This is a genomic window from Pseudomonas cichorii (genome assembly GCF_015471405.1).
In the GTDB taxonomy this organism is placed as follows: Bacteria; Pseudomonadota; Gammaproteobacteria; order Pseudomonadales; family Pseudomonadaceae; genus Aquipseudomonas; species Aquipseudomonas serbiensis.
Genome location: NZ_BLVZ01000005.1, coordinates 1 through 21,016, shown reverse-complemented (window position 1 = coordinate 21,016; position 21,016 = coordinate 1). Strand labels below are relative to the sequence as shown.

Annotated in this window: 20 protein-coding genes; 4 read left to right on the top strand and 16 right to left on the bottom strand. The window is 59.2% G+C overall.

Going from position 1 to position 21,016, the window contains the following annotated elements:
- Positions 1–27 precede the first annotated feature (27 nt).
- The 5 genes from JL015_RS08275 to JL015_RS08255 all read right to left on the bottom strand — a co-directional run bounded on the left by JL015_RS08275 (position 28) and on the right by JL015_RS08255 (position 4,957).
- On the bottom strand, positions 28–1,122 hold the full coding sequence (locus tag JL015_RS08275; RefSeq protein WP_201018123.1) for a BMP family ABC transporter substrate-binding protein: 1,095 nt from the start codon (positions 1,120–1,122) through the stop codon (positions 28–30).
- A 163-nt stretch (positions 1,123–1,285) separates the two neighbouring features.
- Entirely contained in the window at positions 1,286–2,077 is a 792-nt protein-coding gene (gene fecE / locus JL015_RS08270) for a Fe(3+) dicitrate ABC transporter ATP-binding protein FecE (RefSeq protein WP_201018122.1), read from the bottom strand.
- A gap of 4 nt (positions 2,078–2,081) precedes the next feature.
- Positions 2,082–3,050 (bottom strand): iron chelate uptake ABC transporter family permease subunit, encoded by a 969-nt coding sequence (locus JL015_RS08265; protein WP_025258374.1) that lies wholly within the window; start codon positions 3,048–3,050, stop codon positions 2,082–2,084.
- The gene (fecC, locus tag JL015_RS08260) at positions 3,047–4,036 is read right to left on the bottom strand and encodes an iron-dicitrate ABC transporter permease FecC (RefSeq protein ID WP_201018121.1); all 990 of its coding nucleotides are present in this window, start codon (positions 4,034–4,036) and stop codon (positions 3,047–3,049) included. Before fecC ends, JL015_RS08265 begins: the two co-directional genes overlap by 4 nt.
- Positions 4,037–4,957 carry a Fe(3+) dicitrate ABC transporter substrate-binding protein gene (locus tag JL015_RS08255; protein ID WP_201018120.1) on the bottom strand — a complete coding sequence of 307 codons (921 nt, stop codon included), beginning with the start codon at positions 4,955–4,957 and terminating at the stop codon, positions 4,037–4,039.
- Between the two features lie 227 nt (positions 4,958–5,184).
- On the opposite strand from JL015_RS08255, the gene JL015_RS08250 reads away from it, so the two are divergent.
- On the top strand, positions 5,185–6,276 hold the full coding sequence (locus JL015_RS08250; protein WP_201018119.1) for a calcium:proton antiporter: 1,092 nt from the start codon (positions 5,185–5,187) through the stop codon (positions 6,274–6,276).
- Between the two features lie 82 nt (positions 6,277–6,358).
- Here the strand turns inward: JL015_RS08250 and JL015_RS08245 are convergent, their stop codons facing one another.
- The 4 genes from JL015_RS08245 to JL015_RS08230 form a co-directional block, all read right to left on the bottom strand.
- Positions 6,359–7,717: an 8-oxoguanine deaminase gene (locus tag JL015_RS08245; RefSeq protein WP_201018117.1), complete on the bottom strand. Its 1,359-nt coding sequence runs from the start codon at positions 7,715–7,717 to the stop codon at positions 6,359–6,361.
- Positions 7,718–7,873: 156 nt separating this feature from the next.
- The gene (locus JL015_RS08240; RefSeq protein WP_201018116.1) at positions 7,874–8,155 is read right to left on the bottom strand and encodes a helix-turn-helix domain-containing protein; all 282 of its coding nucleotides are present in this window, start codon (positions 8,153–8,155) and stop codon (positions 7,874–7,876) included.
- A gap of 113 nt (positions 8,156–8,268) precedes the next feature.
- Positions 8,269–8,955, bottom strand: a complete 687-nt coding sequence (locus JL015_RS08235; protein WP_201018114.1) for an SDR family oxidoreductase — start codon at positions 8,953–8,955, stop codon at positions 8,269–8,271.
- Positions 8,956–8,989: 34 nt separating this feature from the next.
- On the bottom strand, positions 8,990–9,340 hold the full coding sequence (locus JL015_RS08230; protein WP_201018112.1) for a MerR family transcriptional regulator: 351 nt from the start codon (positions 9,338–9,340) through the stop codon (positions 8,990–8,992).
- An 82-nt stretch (positions 9,341–9,422) separates the two neighbouring features.
- Between JL015_RS08230 and JL015_RS08225 the strand changes: the two genes are divergently transcribed.
- Positions 9,423–9,827 (top strand): hypothetical protein, encoded by a 405-nt coding sequence (locus tag JL015_RS08225; protein ID WP_201018111.1) that lies wholly within the window; start codon positions 9,423–9,425, stop codon positions 9,825–9,827.
- Between the two features lie 76 nt (positions 9,828–9,903).
- Here the strand turns inward: JL015_RS08225 and JL015_RS08220 are convergent, their stop codons facing one another.
- The 7 genes from JL015_RS08220 to JL015_RS08190 form a co-directional block, all read right to left on the bottom strand.
- Positions 9,904–10,830, bottom strand: coding sequence for an ABC transporter permease (locus tag JL015_RS08220; protein ID WP_201001845.1), 927 nt, complete (start codon positions 10,828–10,830; stop codon positions 9,904–9,906).
- Positions 10,830–11,930 carry an ABC transporter permease gene (locus tag JL015_RS08215; protein ID WP_201018109.1) on the bottom strand — a complete coding sequence of 367 codons (1,101 nt, stop codon included), beginning with the start codon at positions 11,928–11,930 and terminating at the stop codon, positions 10,830–10,832. Before JL015_RS08215 ends, JL015_RS08220 begins: the two co-directional genes overlap by 1 nt.
- Positions 11,931–11,941: 11 nt before the next feature.
- Complete coding sequence (locus JL015_RS08210) at positions 11,942–13,495, bottom strand: ABC transporter ATP-binding protein (protein WP_201018108.1); 1,554 nt, start codon at positions 13,493–13,495, stop codon at positions 11,942–11,944.
- A 524-nt stretch (positions 13,496–14,019) separates the two neighbouring features.
- Entirely contained in the window at positions 14,020–14,613 is a 594-nt protein-coding gene (locus tag JL015_RS08205; RefSeq protein ID WP_201018107.1) for an IMPACT family protein, read from the bottom strand.
- A 32-nt stretch (positions 14,614–14,645) separates the two neighbouring features.
- Positions 14,646–15,308 carry a TetR/AcrR family transcriptional regulator gene (locus tag JL015_RS08200; protein WP_201018106.1) on the bottom strand — a complete coding sequence of 221 codons (663 nt, stop codon included), beginning with the start codon at positions 15,306–15,308 and terminating at the stop codon, positions 14,646–14,648.
- Positions 15,309–15,392: 84 nt separating this feature from the next.
- Positions 15,393–16,790: a uracil-xanthine permease family protein gene (locus tag JL015_RS08195; RefSeq protein ID WP_201018105.1), complete on the bottom strand. Its 1,398-nt coding sequence runs from the start codon at positions 16,788–16,790 to the stop codon at positions 15,393–15,395.
- 176 nt (positions 16,791–16,966) lie between these two features.
- Positions 16,967–17,887, bottom strand: a complete 921-nt coding sequence (locus JL015_RS08190; RefSeq protein WP_201018104.1) for a LysR family transcriptional regulator — start codon at positions 17,885–17,887, stop codon at positions 16,967–16,969.
- 111 nt (positions 17,888–17,998) lie between these two features.
- Between JL015_RS08190 and JL015_RS08185 the strand changes: the two genes are divergently transcribed.
- Together JL015_RS08185 and JL015_RS08180 are read left to right on the top strand one after the other, a co-directional pair.
- Positions 17,999–19,345 carry an aspartate aminotransferase family protein gene (locus tag JL015_RS08185; protein ID WP_201018103.1) on the top strand — a complete coding sequence of 449 codons (1,347 nt, stop codon included), beginning with the start codon at positions 17,999–18,001 and terminating at the stop codon, positions 19,343–19,345.
- A gap of 43 nt (positions 19,346–19,388) precedes the next feature.
- Positions 19,389–20,882: a CoA-acylating methylmalonate-semialdehyde dehydrogenase gene (locus tag JL015_RS08180; RefSeq protein WP_201018102.1), complete on the top strand. Its 1,494-nt coding sequence runs from the start codon at positions 19,389–19,391 to the stop codon at positions 20,880–20,882.
- The last annotated feature ends 134 nt before the right edge of the window (positions 20,883–21,016 follow it).

Below are 21,016 nucleotides of genomic sequence, written 5' to 3'. Positions count from 1 at the left end.
GCGTACTCCGGCCTGCTCGCGAGCAGATTACTTCGGCAGCTCTGCCTTGATCCCTTCAACGTAATAGTTCATCGATGCCAGTTCGGCATTGGTTGCAACCTTGCCTTCCGGAATTTTCACCGCGCCGGTCTGGTCCTTGATCGGGCCTGTGAACGGATGGAATTCGCCGCTTTCGATGCTGGCGATGATCTTCTGCGCTTCGGCTTTCACGTCAGCCGGAACGATATCGCTGATCGGCAATTCAACCGTGCCTTCCTTCAGGCCGCCCCAGTAATCCTGAGGTTTCCAGGTGCCCGCGATCACGCCCTCGGTGGCCTGGATGTAATGCGGGCCCCAGTTGTTGACGATGGAAGTCAGAACCGCCTTCGGCCCGAAGTGCGCCATGTCCGAAGCATAGCCAACCGCGTAGACGCCACGACGCTCGGCGGTCTGGATCGGTGCCGGGCTGTCGGTGTGCTGGAACACCACGTCCACGCCCTGGTCGATCAAGGCGTTGGCGGCGTCCGCTTCCTTGCCCGGATCGAACCAGGAGTTGACCCAGACCACCTTGATTTCAGTACCGGGGTTGTACTTGTTCAGCGCCAGCTGGATGGCGTCGATGTCGCGCAGTACCTCGGGGATCGGGAACGAGGCGACATAACCGATCTTCTTGGTCTTGGTCATCTTCGCGGCGAGGAAGCCGCCGACATAACGACCTTCATAGGTGCGGGCCAGATAAGTGCCCATGTTCTTGTCCTGCTTGTAGCCGGTGGCATGCTCGAACTTCACGTTCGGGAACTGCTTGGCGACCTTCAGCGTCGGGTTCATGTAGCCGAAAGAGGTGCTGAAAATCAGGTCGAAGCCACCTTTGGCCATATTGCGAATCACGCGCTCGGCGTCCGCACCTTCCGGCACGTTCTCGACGTAACTGCTGCTGACCTTGTCGCCCAGCGCCGCGACCATCGCCTTGCGGCCTTGCTCGTGTTGGTAAGTCCAGCCGTGGTCGCCGATGGGACCGATGTAGACGAAGCCGACTTTCAGAGGGTCGGCAGCCGAAGCGAGCAGACTGGAACCCAGGCCGACAACAGCGGCCATGGCGCACAGCAGTTTTTTCAGAGGACGACTTGGGTTGGTCAGGTGCATCGGGTCTAGCTCCTTGCGGTCTTGTTGGCGTGGCCGACTAAGCGGGGTATGCCAGCAATGCAAAAAACTGACCAGAAAGACAGCTTATGACAGGCTGCCGGTTCCAGGCCTCAAAGCCCGTCGCGGCATGCAGCCCGAAGGTGCAGAAGCGTTCGCGACGCTTCTAACTGGTGCAGCGTGTGCTGCGTTCGACAATGCACATCGGCGTACCGGCCACCGGCTCACGCATGATCTGCACCTGCACATCGAATACCCGACCGACCAGCTCGGCATCCAGCACTTCATCGGGTGTTCCGCTTGCCACCAGACGCCCGGCCTGCATCACCGCCAGATGGTCGGCATAGCGACAGGCCTGATTGATGTCATGCAGCACGGTGATGACGGTCTTGCCCTCGGCGCTGAGCTGACGCATCAGGTCCAGCAGCTCGACCTGATGGCTGATGTCCAGATACGTGGTGGGCTCATCCAGCAGAACGATGGCGGCATCTTGCGCCAGCACCATCGCCAGCCATGCCCGTTGACGTTGCCCGCCGGACAGATCGGATAAAGGGCGTTCGGCCAGTGCTTCCAGCTCCATGCGTTGCAGGGCCTGATCGACACTGTTGCGGTCGGCACCACTCAAGCGTCCCCACAGTCTGTTATGGGGGCTGCGCCCGTAAGCCACGAGCTGCCGCACGCTGACACCTTCCGGGATCGGCAGCACTTGCGGCAGAAAGGCAATCTTGCGCGCCAGCTCTCGTGGCGAAAGTTGCGCGTAGGCCTGGCCGTCAAGGCTCAGCGTGCCCGATTGCGGGGTAAGAATCCTGGCGAACGCCTTGAGCAGGGTGGATTTGCCGCAGCCATTGGGGCCGATCAATGCCGTGACCTTGCCCGGCGGCGGGCTGAACGACAGCGACTGCACGATACGGGTATCGCCGTAGCCGATGTCGAGTTGCTGTGCCTGGAGAATGCTCATGGAATCAACCTTTGAATCGTGCCAGCAGCCAGAGGAAATACGGGGCACCGATCACCGCCGTGAGGATACCGGCAGGAATCTCGCTGGGTGCGATCAGCGTGCGTCCCAGGGTGTCGGCCAGCACCAGCAACAGCGAGCCCAGCAGCATCGAGGCCGGTAACAGGTATTGATGATGGCCGCCCACCAGACGCCGGGCCATGTGCGGCGCGACCAGACCGACGAAACCCACCGGCCCGATGATCCCCACCCCCGCGCTGGTCAGCAGCACCGCGCCGCCCATCGCCAGCCAGCGGATGCGCTTCAAACCGGTCCCCAGACTCTGCGCGGCTTCGTCTCCCAAACCGATCAGGTTCAAAGGTTTGGCGAGCAACAGACACGCCGGGATCAGCACAAGAAACGGCAAGGCCAGCCAGACATGGTGCCAGTTGCGACTCCACAGACTGCCGGTCAGGGCCAGCAGAGCGGTGTTGATATCCAGCGGATTGGACAGGATCAGGAATTCGGTGATGCTCGATAACGTGACCGCAATCGCTACTCCCGACAGCGCGAAACGTACGCCGGAAAACTGCACGCCGGTGTTGTACAGCGCCAACAGCAACGCACCGGCCGCACCGCCGAGGCACGCCACCAAAGGCAGCCAGACCACCGGCAACTGCGGTAAGCCGATGATCGCGATGGTCAGTGCCAGCCCGGCACCCTGAGTGACGCCGAGGATTTCCGGCGAGGCCAGCGGGTTGCGGATCACGCCCTGCACGATGGCACCGGCCAGCCCGAAGGCGCTGCCGGTGAGAATTGCGATCAGGCCGCGTGGCAGGCGATGGTTCCAGACCTCGAAGTCCTTGCTGTCGTGGGCGATCAAGTGATCGAGCACTGCACCGGGCGTCAGCCAGACCGTGCCCGCACTCAGGCTGAGCAGCAGCGCCAGCAGTAACAGCACGAACAGAATCAGTAATCTCGAACGTGGCTGATTCATAGCGTGCGCCTTGCCAGAAACAGAAAGAACGGCGCGCCAATCAATGCAGTGACGACACCGGCAGGCGTCTCCACCGGAAAGGCCACGGCACGGCTGATCAGATCGGAAGCCAACACAATCGCGGCACCCAGGCCGGCGCTGACGGGGATCAACCAGCGGTAGTCGTTACCCAGCCATTGGCGTGCGATGTTCGGTGCAATCAGACCGACAAAGGCAATCGGCCCCACGGCACAGACACTGGCGCCGACCAGCAACAGACTGACAACGAACACCAGAAAACGCAGCGCGCCGATCCTTACGCCCAGCGAGCGTGCGGCATCTTCGCCCAGGTTGATCAGGTTCAGGCGTGGCGCGCAGGCAATCGCCAGCACCAAGCCAATCAAGGTGCAAGGCCAGAGCAGCTGCAATTGTTCGGCGCCCACATTGGCCAGCGAGCCGGCGAGCCAGTTAAGGACGCTTTGCGCCTGGGCTTCGACGAGAATCACAGTCAGCCGGGTCAAGGCCGCGCAGAGAGCCGCTACTGCGACACCGGCCAGTACCAGTCGTCCTTGAGCCGTGGCAGGCGACCATGCGCCGCCGAGACTGAAGACCGTGATCCACGCCAACGCGCCGCCAATGGCCGTCATCAACAAGGCACCGCCAGGGAATGGCGGCGCGACCAGGCCTGTGGAAAACAATGCCAGCCCCAAGGCTGCGCCAGCCGTTACACCAAACAGGGAGGGCGAAGCCAGGCGGTTGCGGGTGATGCCCTGCATCAAGGCTCCGGCGACCCCGAGACAGGCACCGACCAGTGCCGCACACGCCGCCCGTGGAACGCGCAGTTGCGCCACGATGTAAGCGATGTTGCCGCCTTCGCGTCCTAGGCTGAACAAACCGTTCCACGCATCGACCTGCCGGATGCTGAAGGGCGACAACGCGAACAGCGACACCCAGAACAGGCCCAGGCAGGTCACGGCAATCACTGCCGCCATCAGCCAGCGGCGCATTTATGGATTCAGTACGGCCTTGCCGCCCTTGAGAATGGCAAGAGCGTCATCGGCGATCTGCTCGGAGGCCATGATGCCGCGATTGCGCGCCCAGCTATCGCCATCGACTTCAGCGACCTGTTTGTTGCGTACGGCACCCAGCACCTGCCAAAGCGGTTGCTTGCTCCAGGTGTCGACAAGGCTGGGGCGACGGTAATGACCGACCAACAGCCAGCCAGGGTCCAGTGCCAGCAATTGCTCAAGGCTGACGAACTCGGTCGGGGCCGCGTTCTTGCGCACTTCAGGGACTTGCAAGCCGATGGCCTGCAACACGCTGCCTGCATAGGAGTGTGGTCCGTGGACCGAGAAGCTGTCCTCACGCGCAACCCCGAACAGCACCTTGGTATTGGCCGGAATCTGCGCCGCGACGTCTTTGAGGTGTTTCTGGTTTTCCGCGATCCGCGCCTGCATCTGTGGGCCTTTGCCCAGCGCGACGCCAATCAGCTCGGCGGATTTCAGGCTGCCCTGATAATCCTCGCCACGCGACGGCAGCATCAGCGTCGGCGCCAGGCTCGCCAGATCGTTGTAGAGCGCCTGATGGCGTCCCAGGTCAGCAATGATCAGGTCCGGCTTGAGGCGGGCAATCACTTCGATATTGGGTTGCGAGCGCAGGCCGACCGATTGCCATTCACCCACGGCTTTGCGCACCTTGGGCAACACGCGATTGGCATCGCCATCATCGGCCGCACCAACCGGCGTTACGCCCACCGAGGCCAGCCCGTCGAGAAAGGAAAACTCCAGCACTACCACCCGCTTTGGCGCATCCGGCAGATGGACTTTGTGTTGACCGTCATCGATATCGATGGGAGCAGCCTGAACGACACTGGCCGAGAGAGCCAGAAGGCTGCAAGCCAGCAGGTGAGAGAGGCGGGAAGTACGCATGGCAATACCTTTGTAGCGGAGACAGTCGTGTCAGAGCGGCACGAAGAAAACGGCGGGCACTATTTCATATCGAGACGGCAGGATCAAAAGTCATTTGCGCATGAGGCTGTTTCTCACCCATGGCTCTTTTTGAAACCTTTTGTCACAGACCGCACTCTCAACCACTTCATCAATGCTGATCCTCAAGGATGTCACGCGACAATGTGTCGCAAGGGCATGGACACGTAATGGGCTCCTTACTCAGGCAAGAAAAGTTTCTGTTGCTGGCGATCATCGCCACCTTTATCGCCTATCCCCTGGAGCATGTGCTGCTGGGCAATGGCCAGACGGTCGCGCTGATTGCCGGGCTGGCGCTGGTGGGCTTTATCGTCTGCGCTTCGCTGCGGGTTGCTCATCATGCCGAGCAGTTGGCGGAAAAGGTCGGCGACCCTTACGGCACCATGATCCTGACCCTGTCGGCAGTGCTGGTCGAAGTGGTGATCCTGGCAATCATGATGAGCAACGAGCCGTCTCCGACGCTGGTGCGCGACACGATCTATGCCGCCGTGATGCTGGATATCAACGGCATCCTCGGGCTGGCCGCCTTGATGGGCGGGCTCAAGCATGGCGAGCAGGCCTACAACGATAATTCGGCGCGCACCTATAGCGTGATGATCCTGACGGCCATGGGCGTGTCGATGGTGGTGCCCGAGTTCATTCCCAAGGCGGACTGGAAGCTGTATTCGGCGTTTACCATTGGCGCGATGATTGTGCTGTACACCTTGTTCCTGCGCATGCAGGTCGGGCCGCACAGTTACTTTTTCAGCTACAGCTATCCCGAGAAAAACAGACGCAAGGATCAGCCAGAAGAACAGGGCGAGTCGATCAACCTGACACGCTCCATCGTGACACTGGTACTGGGCGTTGTGGTGATCGGCGCGTTGGCGGAAGTGATGTCCAAGACCATTGACTTTGGGCTGGAAGGCAGCGGTGCGCCGCCCGTGCTGACGGCGATTCTGGTTGCGGCGATTTCTGCTGCGCCGGAGATCCTGACCGCCTTGCGCGCCGCCCTGGCCAACCGCATGCAGTCGGTGGTCAACATTGCACTGGGCGCTTCGCTATCCACCGTGATCCTGACGGTGCCTGCGATGGAAGCGATGGCGCTTTACAGCGGTCAGCCGTTCCAGATGGCCATGACGCCCGTGCAGACCGTGATGGTCTTCATCACCTTGCTGGTCTGCGCCATCAACCTCAATGACGGAGAAACCAACGCTATCGAGGGCATGACGCATTTCGTGCTGTTCGCAACCTTCATCATGCTCTCTTGCCTGGGACTGTAGGACCGGATTCATCCGGGAAAAAGATATTCCAGACGATAGAAGTGCTGTGAATGTACAGGCCCTTTCCCGGATGAATCCGGTCCTACAGCTCGTGCAATAGCTGGTGCGCGGCCTGGCGGTGATCGGCGATCAGTTTCTTCAGGTCCAGCCCCTCGACCTGTCCATCTATCACTCGCCAGTTGCCTGCGATCATCACCCGATCAGCCCGGTCCGCACCGCACAGCAACAGCGCCGAAAGCGGGTCATGGCTGCCGGAGAAGCGCAGTTCATCGAGCTTGAACAACGCCAGATCTGCCTGTTTGCCCACGGCCAGTTCACCTATATCCGTACGTCCCAGCAGTTGCGCCGAGCCCTTGGTTGCCCAGCCCAGCACAAGTTCCGGGGTTATGGCCTGCGCGCCGTAGCGTAGCCGTTGCAGGTAGAGCGCCTGCCTGGCCTCAAGGATCATGTTCGAGGCATCGTTGGAGGCCGAGCCGTCTACGCCAAGGCCCAATGGCGCACCGGCGGCGGTCAGGTCCATTGTCGGGCAGATGCCCGAAGCCAGACGCATGTTCGAGCTGGGGCAATGACAGATCCCGGTGCCTGCTGCGCCAAGGCGCGCAATTTCATCAGGGTTGAAATGAATGCCATGCGCCAGCCAGGTGCGCGGCCCGAGCCAGCCGACGCTATCCAGATAGTCCACCGTACGCAGCCCGAAGCGTTGCAGGCAGAAGTCTTCTTCATCCAGGGTTTCGGCCAGATGGGTATGCAGACGCACGTCGAGTTTTTCTGCCAGCGCTGCACTCTCGGCCATGATCTGCGGCGTCACCGAGAACGGCGAGCAGGGCGCCAGGGCAATCTGGATCTGCGCACCGTCGCCGCGTTCGTGATAGGTCTCGATCAGGCGCTGACTGTCGGCCAGGATCGTTTCGCCCTGTTGCACCGTCTGTTGCGGCGGCAACCCGCCATCGGCCTCGCCCAGGCTCATGGAACCTCGGGTCAGCATGGCTCGCATGCCCAGTTCGCGAACGCTCTGCACCTGAATATCGATGGCCTGCTCCAACCCATCGGGAAACAGATAGTGATGATCCGCAGCGGTGGTGCAGCCCGACAGCAGCAACTCCACCAGCGCCACTTTACTGGCCAGTGCGAGCTTTTCTGGCGTCAGCCGCGCCCACACCGGGTAGAGCGTCTTGAGCCATGGGAACAAAGGCTGATTGACCACCGGTGCCCAGGCGCGGGTCAGGGTCTGATAGAAGTGATGATGCGTGTTGATCAGGCCCGGCAGCAGCACATGCTCGCGAGCATCGAACACTTGATCACAGGGGCGGGAAGGGTGTTGACCGGCAGCCAGCAGCTCAACGATCACGCCATCTTCGACCACCAGACCGCCACGGGCATCCAGGTCATTGGCAGTGAAGACGGCAAGGGGATTTTTCAACCAGATACGGATCGCAGGCATGGGCCGGCTCCTCTGAAAGTGGGTTCAGGTTAGCCAGCTCAGTGTTGCCCTGTCTGCTGATCCAGGGTTGCCGGTGATTGTGAACAATGCACGGGCAAGACGAAGAAGTGTATTACTCGCTCAACTCACAATCAAACATCAACACCTGGCTTGTAATCAGGCTGCATCCAGACGCATGGAAGCAACAAGCCCTGCATTTGCCGCCAGATCGACCAGAGCGTCAAGGCTGAACAGATCCACTCGCCCGGACTTCAAGTTGGAAAAACGTGGCTTGGTAATCCCCAGGCGAGCCGCTTTTTCGGTATCGGTGCCAGGCCATTTCTTGATGGATTCGTTCAGCTCGATCATGAGTGTCGAGCGTAACGTCAAGTGAGCTGCCTCTTGAGTGGTATTGGCAAGGGCATCCCAGACACTGGAAAAGATGTGTTCGTCGTTCATTGTTAACTTCTCATCAAATCACGCAGCCATTTACGATTGTGAGCCACCGACATTCATGAGTGGTCCTGCTCTGAAAGCCAGAGCAGAACCCGTTCATCCATCAGTGTGTTGCTTCACCAGACAATCGTCTCGCCCTTGTAGTTGATGAAGTGGTGCCCGCCCTTGCCGGCGTAGTCGTTGAGTTGCTTGACCAGGCCAGTGGTGCTGGTCAGGACGTCGATATCGGCACCTTCGCCGCCCATTTCGGTTTTCACCCAGCCCGGATGCAGGGAAAGGACGGTGGGACGATTTTCGCCCAGTTTGCTGACGAAGGAGTTGGTCATGGAATTGAGTGCGGCCTTGCTCGCCTTGTAGAGGGCGATTTCGTTTCCGTCCGGGCAGGCGACGCTGCCGAGCACCGAGCTCATGAAGGCCAGGACGCCGGTCTGCGGACGAATCTGGTCGACCAGACGTTCTGCCAGACGAATCGGTGCAACGGCGTTGGTCAGGAACAACTGGCCCAGTTCGGCGGCGGTGGATTGGGCTGCGCTTTGATGCTTGGGCCCGATCACGCCAGCATTGACGAACAGCACATCGAACACTTCGCCCTTGAGCTTCTGGACCAGCACTTCCAGCGACGCGACTTCATCGATATCCAGCGTTTCGATGCGTACCCCGGAAATGCCCTTGAGGCTATCGACCTTTTGCGGATCGCGAACGGTTGCAATCACATTCCAGCCTTGTTCGGTCAGACGCTGGACCAGCCCGAGTCCCAGGCCACGGGATGCGCCGATGATCAGAGCGGTTTTGGTAGCAGTCATGAAAAAACTCCTTGGCAGTTGAAAGAGAAAAACTTCAGGGGCTCAGCGGGCAACTCTGGTGCAGACGTGCTTGAAGTTCGCTACGCAACTCACCCAGCTCCGCAATACGTGTGTCGATCAGCGTCAGCTTGTCCCGAAGCAGTTGGGCAATCGCGATATCCGGCGTGGGTGCCTTCCACAGTTCGGCCACGTTATTGCCTATTTCGTTCAGGCTGAAGCCCAGGCGCTGCGCAACCTTGATGAATTGCACCAGTTGCACCGTCTCCACTGGGTAATGACGATAGCCGTTGCCGGTGCGTTGGGCTGAAATCAGGCCGCGCTGCTCATAAAAGCGCAGCGTGTCGCGACTGACGGCGGTGGCTTGAGCCAGTTCACCAATGCGCATGCAATCCTGTCCTTAAGGGCTTGACCCTGGAGCGTACTCCACCCTTTAGCCTGTTGGTATCTCAATCAACAGGACCTGTTTTATGTGGCAAACCCGACAGTATCGCCAAGTGGTCCGGGCCAGCGCCTGGTACGACCTGATCGTCACCGCCGCTTTCGCTACGCCCTGGACGTTCATGGCGCTGCACGGAATGTTATCGACTTTGAGCCAACAGTGGGGGCTGCCGGGAGAATTACCAACGTTCGAGCCCATGCACATGCTGATGGCAAATTTGCTGGGCTCGATTGTCTGCGTGTGGGCCGTACTGCGCATCCGTGATCCACAGCAGGTATTCGGCCGCTATGACGCGGCGGGACGATTACTGTTTGCCGCCTGGCAGGGCTATGCGCTTATGCACGGCGCCAGCAGCTTGCTGATCGGGATTCTGTTGATGGAGCTGGTTTGGGCTGTTTTGCAGTTATGGCCGGTCAGACGCCTTCGCGACTGAAGTCTCTCCTACCGGTTCGGCATTACGGCGGAGCGAATCGGGCGGCGCTCCGCTCATTCGCGAAACGGGGGCACCCTCAATGCCCCGCTTGCCAAGGCTGCCCTAATGAAACCGGCGCATACAGCTTGGTTCTCAGTGCATCACGTGACAGCAGCACCAGGACGATGATGGTTGCCACGTACGGCAACATCGCCAGCAGGTTGGAGGGGATCGCCAGGCCGATACCCTGTGCCACAAGATGCAGGATGCTGGCGAGGCCGAAGAGGTAGGCGCCCAGCAGCAGGCGCCAGACTCGCCAGCTGGCGAACACCACCAGTGCCAAGGCGATCCAGCCGCGCCCCGCGCTCATGTTTTCGGCCCACATCGGTGTGTAGGCCAGGGACAGATAAGCGCCTGCCAAGCCTGCCATTGCTCCTCCGAACAGCACCGCCAGGGTTCGTACCCGCAATACCGGCAACCCCATGGCGCTGGCGGCATCGGGGTTTTCGCCGACGGCCTGGATAATCAGGCCGATGCGGCTTTTGAGCAGTACCCAGGCCACCAACGCAAACAGCGCGAATGACAGGTACACCAGCAGGTCCTGTGCAAACAGCATGCGACCGATCAGCGGGATATCGCTGAGGAAGGGAATCGCCATCGGCTCGAAACCATGCAGGGGTTTGCCCACCCAGGCTGCGCCGACAAAGCTTGAAAGGCCCACGCCAAAAATGGTCAGCGCCAAGCCCGTGGCAACCTGATTGGCATTGAATAGCAGAGCCACAATGGCAAACAACGCCGACAGCAGCATGCCCGCCAGCATGGCCAGCAGCACACCCAGCCAAAGGTTGCCGGTGCTCAGGGCGATGATGAAACCAATCACTGCACCGAACAGCATCATGCCTTCCTGACCCAGGTTGATGACGCCGCTTTTTTCGCAGATCAGTTCACCCAGGGCCACCAGCAGCAGCGGTGTGCCGCAACGAATCATGGCGTAGAAAATATTGCTCAGTAGATCGATATCCATCACGCGGCTCCCGCGACAGGCGCCATCTGGCGTTTGGCCCAGCGCAGTTTCAGGCGCGGGCGATAAAGGATCAGCACATCGCAGGCCAGCAGGAAGAACAGCATCATCCCCTGGAACAGTTGCGTAATGGCCAGTGGCAGGTTGAGGGTCATTTGCGCTTGCTCGCCGCCCAGGTACAGCAGGGCGATCAGCAGGCTGGAAAACAGAATGCCGATGGGGTTCAGGCGTCCGAGAAAGGCCACCGTGATTGCGGCATAGCCATAACCGGGCGATACCTGCGGAACCAGTTGGCCGATGGGGCCGGTCACTTCACTGACGCCCGCCAGCCCAGCCAGTGCACCGCTGATCAAAAGGGCCAGCCAGACCAGACGCTTTTCACGAAAGCCCACGAACCCCGCCGCCCGCTTGTCCAGCCCCAGCACTTTTATCTGGAAGCCGACAAAGCTGCGTTGCAGCAACACCCAGACGGCCACCAGCGCCAGCAGGGCGAAATACACACCCGCGTGGGCGCGGCCATCTTCCGTCAAAAGCGGCAGGCGGCTGGCATCGCCGAAGGTGGCTGACTCCGGGAAGTTCATGCCCGCCGGGTCCTTTAGTGGCCCGTGGACAAAGAACAGCAGCAGGTTCAGGGCGATGTAGTTGAGCATGATGCTGGTGAGGATTTCATTGGCATTGAAATGAGTACGCAGCCAGGCCGTCACTCCAGCCCATGCCGCGCCAGCCAGAGTCCCGGCGATCAGAATCATCACCAGCGCCCAGCGACTTTCCATTTCGATCACGTTGACCGCCACTGCGCTGCCGACCAATGCGCCCAGCAGCAATTGGCCTTCTGCGCCGATGTTCCAGATTCGGGCCTGATAGGCGACCGCCAGCCCGAGTGCGCAGAGCAGGATCGGCAAGGTCTTGACCATCAATTCCGAGACGCCATACCAGTCGCTGACCGGTGCGATCAGCAGGGTATGCAGCGTCACCCACGGGTCGAGCTTCAGGCCGATGAACAGCAGCGAGCCGCAGACAAGTGTCAGGGCGGCCGCCAGCAAGGGCGAACACCACAGCATGACGCGCGATTGTTGTCCGCGCGGTTCCAGGGAAAGCAGCATGTTTGGCTCCGTTAACCCAGCGCGACGGCTTGGGGGTGAGAATGATCGAACTGTCCCGCCATCCAGCCGCCGATCTGCACGGCGTTGGTCTGTTCGGTGGGGACCAGTTGCGAAAGCTTGCCGCTGCTAAGGGCCGCGAGTCGGTCGCTGATCTGGAACAGTTCGTCCAGGTCTTCTGAAATCACCAGAATCGCTGCGCCTGCATCACGCAAAGCAATCAGGGCGCGATGGATTGCAGCCGCTGCGCCGACATCGACGCCCCATGTCGGGTGAGCGGCCACCAACAGTTTCGGGTTTTGCAGAATCTCGCGGCCCAGAATGAATTTCTGCAGATTGCCGCCTGACAGGCTGCGTGCCGCGGCCTGGGAATCGGGTGTCTTGACCGCAAAGCGGCGAATGATTTCGTCGGCCAGTGCCCGCACCTTGCTGCGCTGGATCAGCCCGTTGCTTACCAGACCTTGTTGAAAGGCGGTCAGCAGGGCGTTATCGGCCAGGCTCAGTTCGGGAACCGCGCCATGGCCCAGGCGTTCGGCGGGGACAAAAGCCAGGCCGCGTTTGCGGCGCGCGTCCGGGCGCAGGTTACCTACATTGGTTTCTGCGAAGCGGATAGTCGCAGCCTGTGCGCTGGCCAGTGTCTGTTCACCACTGAGCAAGGCCAGCAGTTCGTCCTGTCCGTTGCCCGCGACGCCCGCAATCCCGACGATCTCGCCGCTGCGCACTTCAAGGTCCACTTCCAGCAGCGAGCAGCCAAAGGGATCGGGGTTATGCCAGGACAGTTTTTCGACCTGTAGGAAAGGCGCTGCGCCACTGGCCTTCTCGTATTGAGCGGTCAGTCCTGCTGCATCGCCCACCATCAACCGCGCCAGTTCCAGATCGGTGCATTGCGCAGGAATGCAATGCCCGGAAACCTTGCCTCCACGCAGCACCGTCGCGCTGTGACACAAGGCTCGTACCTCACCCAGCTTGTGGCTGATGAACAGAATGCTGCAGCCTTCCCCGGCCAGGCGTCGCAAGGTGACGAAAAGCTCGTCGGCCTCCTGGGGGGTGAGCACCGAGGTGGGTTCGTCCAGAATCAGCAGGCGGATATCCTGCATCAGGCAGCGGATGATTTCGACTTTCTGGCGCTCACCAATCGACAGGCTGTGGACAAGTCGCTGTGGCTCCAGTGCCATGCCGTAGCGTTGCGACACCTCGCGAATGCGCGGCTCCAGTTGTTTGGGCGTACCTGCTGCGCTGCCCATGGCCAGTGCAATGTTCTGTGCGACGGTCAGTGTCTCGAACAGAGAGAAATGCTGAAACACCATGCCGATCCCCAACCCTCTGGCTTGCGCCGGGTTGCGCATGGTCAGCGCTTCGCCGTGCCAGGTGATCGAGCCCGAATCCGGCTGGGTAACGCCGTAGATGATTTTCATCAGCGTACTTTTGCCAGCACCGTTTTCACCCAGCAGGGCATGGATTTCGCCGGGCTGGATGCTCAGATCGATAGCGTCGTTGGCCAGACAGCCAGGGTATTGCTTGGTGATATGACGCAGTTGCAGGCGCGGGGGCAGCGCGTGGTTTGGCATGACAGGCTCGGATCATAGAGTGGGTCGCCGGGGGATAAAGCAAAATCCTGGCCAGTGAGTCAGGTTTGTGGCGAATGTTGCCGGGCGGGCGCGTGCAGGGTGCTACAAGGTTTCTGAAACCAGTGCCTCGACAGCTTTGGCACCAGTTCGGGGCGTCCTGCAGAGGTAAAGATTCAATATGGCACATCATGGCTGTGCAAAAAATGTACAGCGCGCGGCAAGGTCGATACCCCAAGCGATTGCGCGACCCTTGCACCTGTTATCCACAGGTTGTTCCACAGTAACTGTGCGCAAGCCGAAAACCCGGTAATAAAGGAATCTTCAGTAGCTTCCAATGGTGCTAAAGAGCGTTAAGACGCTGTTTTAGCATTGCTTTTATCCCGTTGGCGGGCTGTTGTGCAAAAAACGATCACTTGTCTGTGCCGTACGTCCGGTAAGGCTTGCAGCCTGATGTGCTCAGCTTATCCACAGCCGGATGCACAGTAGATGTGGGCAACTCATGCCTGAAATCGGGAAACCGCGAATTACTGATTCAAGGCTGGATGCAGGAGAATTCTGCCGCGGCTCAAATCCGCCAGTTGGCGTTGCAGTGTGGCGATATGTTCCGGACCGATGGCGATCGACATTTCCACGCCATTGGCGGTGAAGTTTTCGGCTTCCACCAGCCCGTTGAATTCGGCAAGTCGTACTTTGACCAGTGTCAGCTCGCTGAAACTGCATTCAAGATTGAAGTGCTCGCGATTGATCAGCGGCACACGCTGCGCCTGTTGCAGGCATTTGTTGGCGCCTCCTCCATAAGCCCTTGCCAGCCCTCCGGTCCCCAACTGGATGCCGCCATACCAGCGAATCACCAGCACCACGACCTGATCGAACTCCTGGGCTTCGATGGCTGCCAGTATCGGCCTGCCAGCCGTACCTCCCGGCTCGCCGTCATCGCTGCTGCGATATTGGGCACCCAGTTTCCAGGCCCAGCAGTTATGAGTCGCATCCAGATCGCTGTGCTGTTCGATGAAGGCCTGGGCTTCGGCCGGGCTGGCAATAGGCGCCGCGAGGGTGATGAAACGGCTCTTGCGAATTTCTTCACGATATTCGCAAGGGCCGGGGAGGGTAAAAGGCATGGGGGCTTCCAGCAAACGACAAGGTCCGAATATTACAAGACCGGCGGCGTAAGCCCACACCCTTTGAGAATGATCTGGATCAGATTGTCGCTGGCATCGTCCATGTCCTGCTTTGTTAGCCGGTTGCGACCGGTTACCCGGCAGATCTGGGTGGCGAAGTCGGCGTAATGCTGAGTACTGCCCCACAGCAGAAAGATCAGGTTGACCGGGTCGATCGGGTCCATTTTACCGGCGTCGATCCAGGCCTGGAACACGGCGGCGCGGCCCTGAAACCAGGTGCGGTAATCCTGGCTGAAAAACTCGCCCATGCATTCTCCGCCACTGATGATCTCCATCGCGAAAATTCGCGAGGCCTGAGGGTTGCGGCGAGAGAACTCCATCTTGGCGCGAATGTAGCGGGCCAGCGCTTCGGCCGGATCGTCTTCGACAGTCAGATTGTTGAAGGTGCTGTCCCAGAGCTCGATGATATTGCTCAGCACGGCGACATACAGACCAAGCTTGTTGGTGAAGTAGTAATGCAGGTTGGCTTTCGGCAGCCCGGCCTTCAGCGCGATTGCATTCATGCTGGTGCCCTTGAAACCATGGCGGGCAAATTCATCTTCGGCGGCCTTGATGATGGTTTCTTCGTTTTTCTGGCGAATACGGCTTGCAGGCTTGGTGCCGTGAGTACTGTGCGCTGGGACTTCAAGGGTCATGTGCAGGTCCGGACAGGTCATAGGGTGCAACGGGTGAACAGATAACGCACCCGCGTGAATCCGACAAGCATTCATGTAGGAAAATTATTCTTGGGGGCCAGGGACTTTGGCTGGCTGCTCGTAGTTTTCCTTGAGAACGACAGATTTTTCTTCCGGGATCAGCAGGCACATGACGATGGCCGTAATGCCGCCGCTGGTGATTGCCGAGTCGAACAGGTTCTGGACCAGTTGTGGCATATGGTGCAGCAGCGCAGGTTGCGCGGCGATACCCAGGCCAACACCGAACGAGGTGGCAATGATCAGCATGCTGCGTCGGTCCAGCGGTGCCTGGGCAAGAATGCGCACACCTGCTGCCGCGACGCTGCCAAACATCACCAGTGTCGCGCCGCCCAGCACGGGTTTGGGAATCTGCTGCACGACGGCACCAATCATGGGGAACAGGCCGAGCAGAAACAGCACAACTCCGATGTAGAGGCCGACATAACGGCTGGCGACCCCGGTCAACTGGATCACGCCATTGTTTTGGGCAAAGGTGGTGTTGGGGAACGCGCTGAAGGTGGCGGCAATCATGCAACTGACGCCATCGCCCAGCACGCCGCCTTTTAGCCGGGCCACATAGCTCGGGCCACTGATGGGTTGGCGTGCCAGCATGCAGTTGGCGGTCAGGTCGCCGACGGTTTCGATGCTGCTGATCAGGTAAATCAGTGCGACGGGCAGGAAAGCCGTCCAGTCGAAACTGAAGCCGAACTTGAACGGGACCGGCACGCTGATCAGTGGCAAATCATGAATGGGTTGCGGGACCAGTTTGCCGCTCATCCACGCCGCCACACTGCCGATGGCCAGGCCAATGATGATCGCGGACAGACGAATCCAGGGAGTGCTGGAGCGGTTGAGCACAATAATGATCGCGAGAACGAATACGCCCAGTGCGAGGTTGACGGGGGCTCCGAAGTCCGGCGCGTTGAAGCCGCCTCCCAGGTCGGTGACGCCGACCTTGATGAGGCTGATACCGATCAGGGTAATGACAATACCGGTAACCAGTGGCGTGATGATGCGTCGCAACTGGCCAATGAACCGGCTGAGGACGATCTGCACCAGTGCGCCGAAGAAGCAGACGCCGAAGATCATCGCCATGATGTCTTCCGGGCTGCCGCCGCGTTGCTTGACGATGAAGCCGGCGGACAGGACTGCGCCGAGAAAGGCGAAGCTGGTGCCTTGCAGGCAGATCATTCCTGCACCGATGCCGAACGGGCGACGGGCCTGGATGAAGGTTCCTGTGCCGGAAACCATCAGGGCCATGCTGATCAGGTACGGCAGGTAAGCGCTCAGTCCCAGTGCAGAGCCGATGATCAAGGGTGGGGTAATGATGCCGACGAAACTGGCGAGGACATGTTGCAGTGCTGCCAGTATGGCCGTTAACGGTTTTGGCCGATCGTTGAGGCCATAGAGCAAGTCATTGTTGTCGCAAGTATCAGGCTGCATGTCGAGCGCTCGGAATGAGGTGTGGTCACGTCTTAGCCAGGCACGTTGCAAAAACCTGTCCAATTGCTCAGGTTATTTTTTGTTCTATCGATACATATTCATTCGTTTCAGATAGATACGCTGTTTTTATATGTTCTGGCTGTCGCGGCATTCGGCCGTTTTTCACCTTGGGTGCGTTATCGCGTAGCAGCCAGGCTCTCCAGAAAGCTTTCCAGCACCAAATGAGGGCGACGCCCCTTGCGAGTGACGGAGACCAGGCTCAGATCATAAAACCGTGAGCCCGGTTTCAAGGTTCGCAGCCTGCCTTGCTGGACCCAGACATTGGCGTAGTGGTCCGGTAGATAGCCTATATAGCGGCCGGTCAAAATCAGAAAGGCCATGCCTTCGCGATCCGATGCGCTGGCGGTACACCTGAGCGCCTGATAATGGGCCTGAATATCGGTCGGCAAGCGAAAGGTCGGGGCAATGGCCTCCTGGGCTGCCAGGCGCTCATCCTCAAGTTCAGCATCGTCGACATAGAACAGAGGGTGTCCGACTGCGCAATAAAGCAAGGACCGCTCGCTGTACAACGGCTGGTATTCAAGACCGGGCAGGGCGCTGGCCTGGGGCACGACGCCTACATGCAGCCGCCCGTCCAGCACTCCTTGTTCCACCTCGTTGGGGGCGATCATCCGGATATTGATGTGGACGTCCGGACCGCGTTCCTTCAATTGCGCCAGGGCATGGGTGATGCGCATGTGGGGCAAGGTCACCAGATTGTCGGTCAGGCCGATGTTCAGCTCGCCACGCAGATGCTGGTGCAGGCCGTTGACTTCGGTCCTGAAACTCTCAAGCGCACTGAGCAATTGCAATGATGACTGATAGACCTCACGGCCTTCATCCGTCACGGAAAACCCGGCGCGTCCTCGCTGGCACAAGCGCAGGCCGAGGCGCTGCTCCAGATCGCTCATCTGCTGGCTGATGGCTGAACGGCCAATCCCGAGCACGCTTTCGGCTGCCGAAAAACCGCCTGCCTCGACTACGCTTTTGAATATGCGCAGCAGACGGATATCGAAATCACTGACTTGGGCCAATGGATCTGTGCGACGAATGCTCATCGTTTAGTAGTTACCTAACTAAAGATCTTAAAAGTTGGATTTTTCAGACTTTATCTCCGTGGCACTTTGGCTGCAATCACTCCTGCCCTACACCCTGCGAGGTCCATTCCAATGAATGCGCTCGAACTGTCCGATGTGCCTGTATCCAGCCAATTGAAGCTCGACGCTCACTGGATGCCATACACCGCCAACCGTAATTTCCAGCGCGACCCGCGGATGATCGTTGCTGCGCATGGCAGCTACCTGACCGACGACAAGGGCCGCAAGATCTATGACGGGCTTTCCGGGCTGTGGACCTGCGGTGCCGGGCATACCCGCAAGGAAATCCAGGAAGCCGTTGCGAAACAGATCGGGATTCTGGATTACTCGCCAGCGTTCCAGTTCGGTCATCCGCTATCGTTCCAGCTTGCGGAAAAAATCACTGAGTTGACGCCGGGCAATCTCAATCACGTCTTCTATACCGACTCCGGTTCCGAGTGCGCCGATACCGCCGTGAAAATGGTGCGTGCTTACTGGCGTCTGAAAGGCCAGTCGACCAAGACCAAAATGATTGGTCGGGCTCGTGGCTATCATGGTGTGAATATCGGTGGCACCAGCCTGGGTGGCGTGAATGGTAACCGCAAGATGTTTGGTCAACTGATGGATGTCGACCATCTGCCGCACACCTTGTTGCCCGGCAATGCCTTTTCCAAAGGGATGCCTGAGGCTGGCGGTATTGCACTGGCCGATGAAATGCTCAAGCTGATCGAGTTGCATGACGCCTCGAACATCGCCGCTGTCATCGTTGAACCGATGGCGGGCTCGGCTGGTGTAATCGTTCCGCCGCAGGGTTACCTCAAGCGCCTGCGCGAGATCTGCGACCAACACAATATCCTGCTGATCTTCGACGAAGTCATTACCGGTTTTGGCCGTACAGGCTCCATGTTTGGTGCCGACAGTTTCGGTGTCACGCCTGACCTGATGTGCATTGCCAAGCAGGTCACCAACGGTGCAATCCCCATGGGGGCCGTGGTTGCCAGCAGCGAGATCTATCAAACCTTCATGAGCCAGCCAACGCCGGAATATGCCGTCGAATTCCCGCATGGCTATACCTATTCCGCTCACCCGGTTGCCTGTGCGGCAGGTCTGGCGGCGCTGGAGTTGTTGCAGCGTGAGAATCTGGTCCAGCAGGTCGCTGAAATCTCTCCGCATTTTGAAAGCGTGCTGCATGGCCTCAAGGGCACAAAGAACGTTATCGACATCCGTAACTACGGGCTGGCGGGTGCCATTCAGATTGCGCCGCGTGATGGCGATGCCATCGTTCGCCCATTCGAGGCAGCGATGAAGTTGTGGCAGGCCGGTTTCTATGTGCGCTTTGGCGGCGACACCCTGCAGTTCGGCCCTACCTTCAACTGCAAGGCGCAAGAGCTGGATCGATTGTTCGATGCCGTAGGTGAGGCGCTCAACCTGATTGACTGATTAGCACCGTTATATAGACACAAATTTTCTGGAGCCATTTTGCATGAGCAGTATCCAACACTTGATTCACGGTGAACTCACTTCCGATAACGGGCGTACCGCGGATGTATTCAATCCGTCGACAGGTCAGGCGATTCATGACGTCGCGCTGGCCAGTCGCGAAACCGTGCAACAAGCCATTGACTCGGCCAAGTCTGCCTTCCCGGCCTGGCGCAATACGCCGCCGGCCAAGCGTGCCCAGGTGATGTTTCGTTTCAAACAACTGCTGGAGCAGAACGAAGCGCGTATCGCTCAGCTCATCAGCGAAGAGCATGGCAAGACTCTGGAAGATGCGGCGGGCGAACTGAAGCGCGGGATCGAAAACGTCGAGTACGCCTGTGCTGCGCCGGAAATCCTCAAGGGTGAGTACAGCCGTAATGTCGGGCCGAACATCGATGCCTGGTCGGACTTTCAGCCATTGGGCATTGTTGCGGGCATCACACCGTTCAACTTCCCGGCCATGGTGCCGTTGTGGATGTATCCATTGGCCATTGCTTGCGGCAATTGCTTCATTCTCAAGCCTTCGGAGCGTGATCCGAGTTCCACCTTGCTGATTGCGCAGTTACTGCACGAGGCCGGGTTGCCCAAGGGCGTGTTGAATGTCGTGCATGGCGACAAGGTTGCCGTCGATGCACTGATCGAAGCACCAGAGATCAAGGCGCTGAGTTTTGTGGGGTCTACGCCTATTGCCGAGTACATCTATAAAGAAGGCGCTGCGCGGGGCAAGCGTGTCCAGGCGCTGGGTGGAGCAAAGAACCATGCGGTATTGATGCCTGATGCCGATCTCGATAACGCAGTCAGTGCCCTGATGGGTGCCGCTTATGGTTCGTGCGGCGAGCGTTGCATGGCGATTTCGGTTGCGGTCTGTGTCGGTGATCAGATTGCCGATGCGCTGGTGTCCAGGCTGGTTCCGCAGATCAAGAGCCTGAAAATCGGTGCAGGTACCAGTTGTGGTCTGGACATGGGGCCGCTGGTTACCGGGCAGCACCGCGAAAAGGTCAGTGGCTATATAGATGATGGCGTTCAGTCTGGAGCGACGCTGGTTGTCGATGGACGCGATATTCGTATTGAAGGCCATGAAGACGGTTTCTTCATGGGCGGCTGCCTGTTTGATCGGGTGACGCCGCAGATGCGCATCTATAAAGAAGAGATCTTCGGGCCGGTGCTGTGCATCGTGCGTGTCGCTAGCCTTGAGCAAGCAATGCAATTGATCAATGAGCATGAGTACGGCAACGGCACCTGTATCTTCACACGTGATGGTGAGGCGGCTCGTTTGTTCTGTGATGAAATCGAAGTCGGGATGGTCGGTGTTAACGTCCCGCTGCCCGTGCCGGTTGCCTATCACAGCTTCGGCGGCTGGAAGCGCTCATTGTTTGGCGACCTGCATGCTTATGGCCCGGATGGTGTGCGCTTCTATACTCGCCGCAAGGCCATTACCCAGCGCTGGCCGCAGCGGGCCAGTCATGAGGCGTCGCAGTTCGCCTTCCCGAGTCTGTAAGTAATGGATGCCGGGGGAGGTCTTCATGAAGACCTCCCCCGGTGTTTATTGGGCTAGCAGATATTTATAACAGTATTTTGAAATTAACGGTTGACGGGCGATTTAATGTCTCTATAATTCGCCCCACTTCCGGC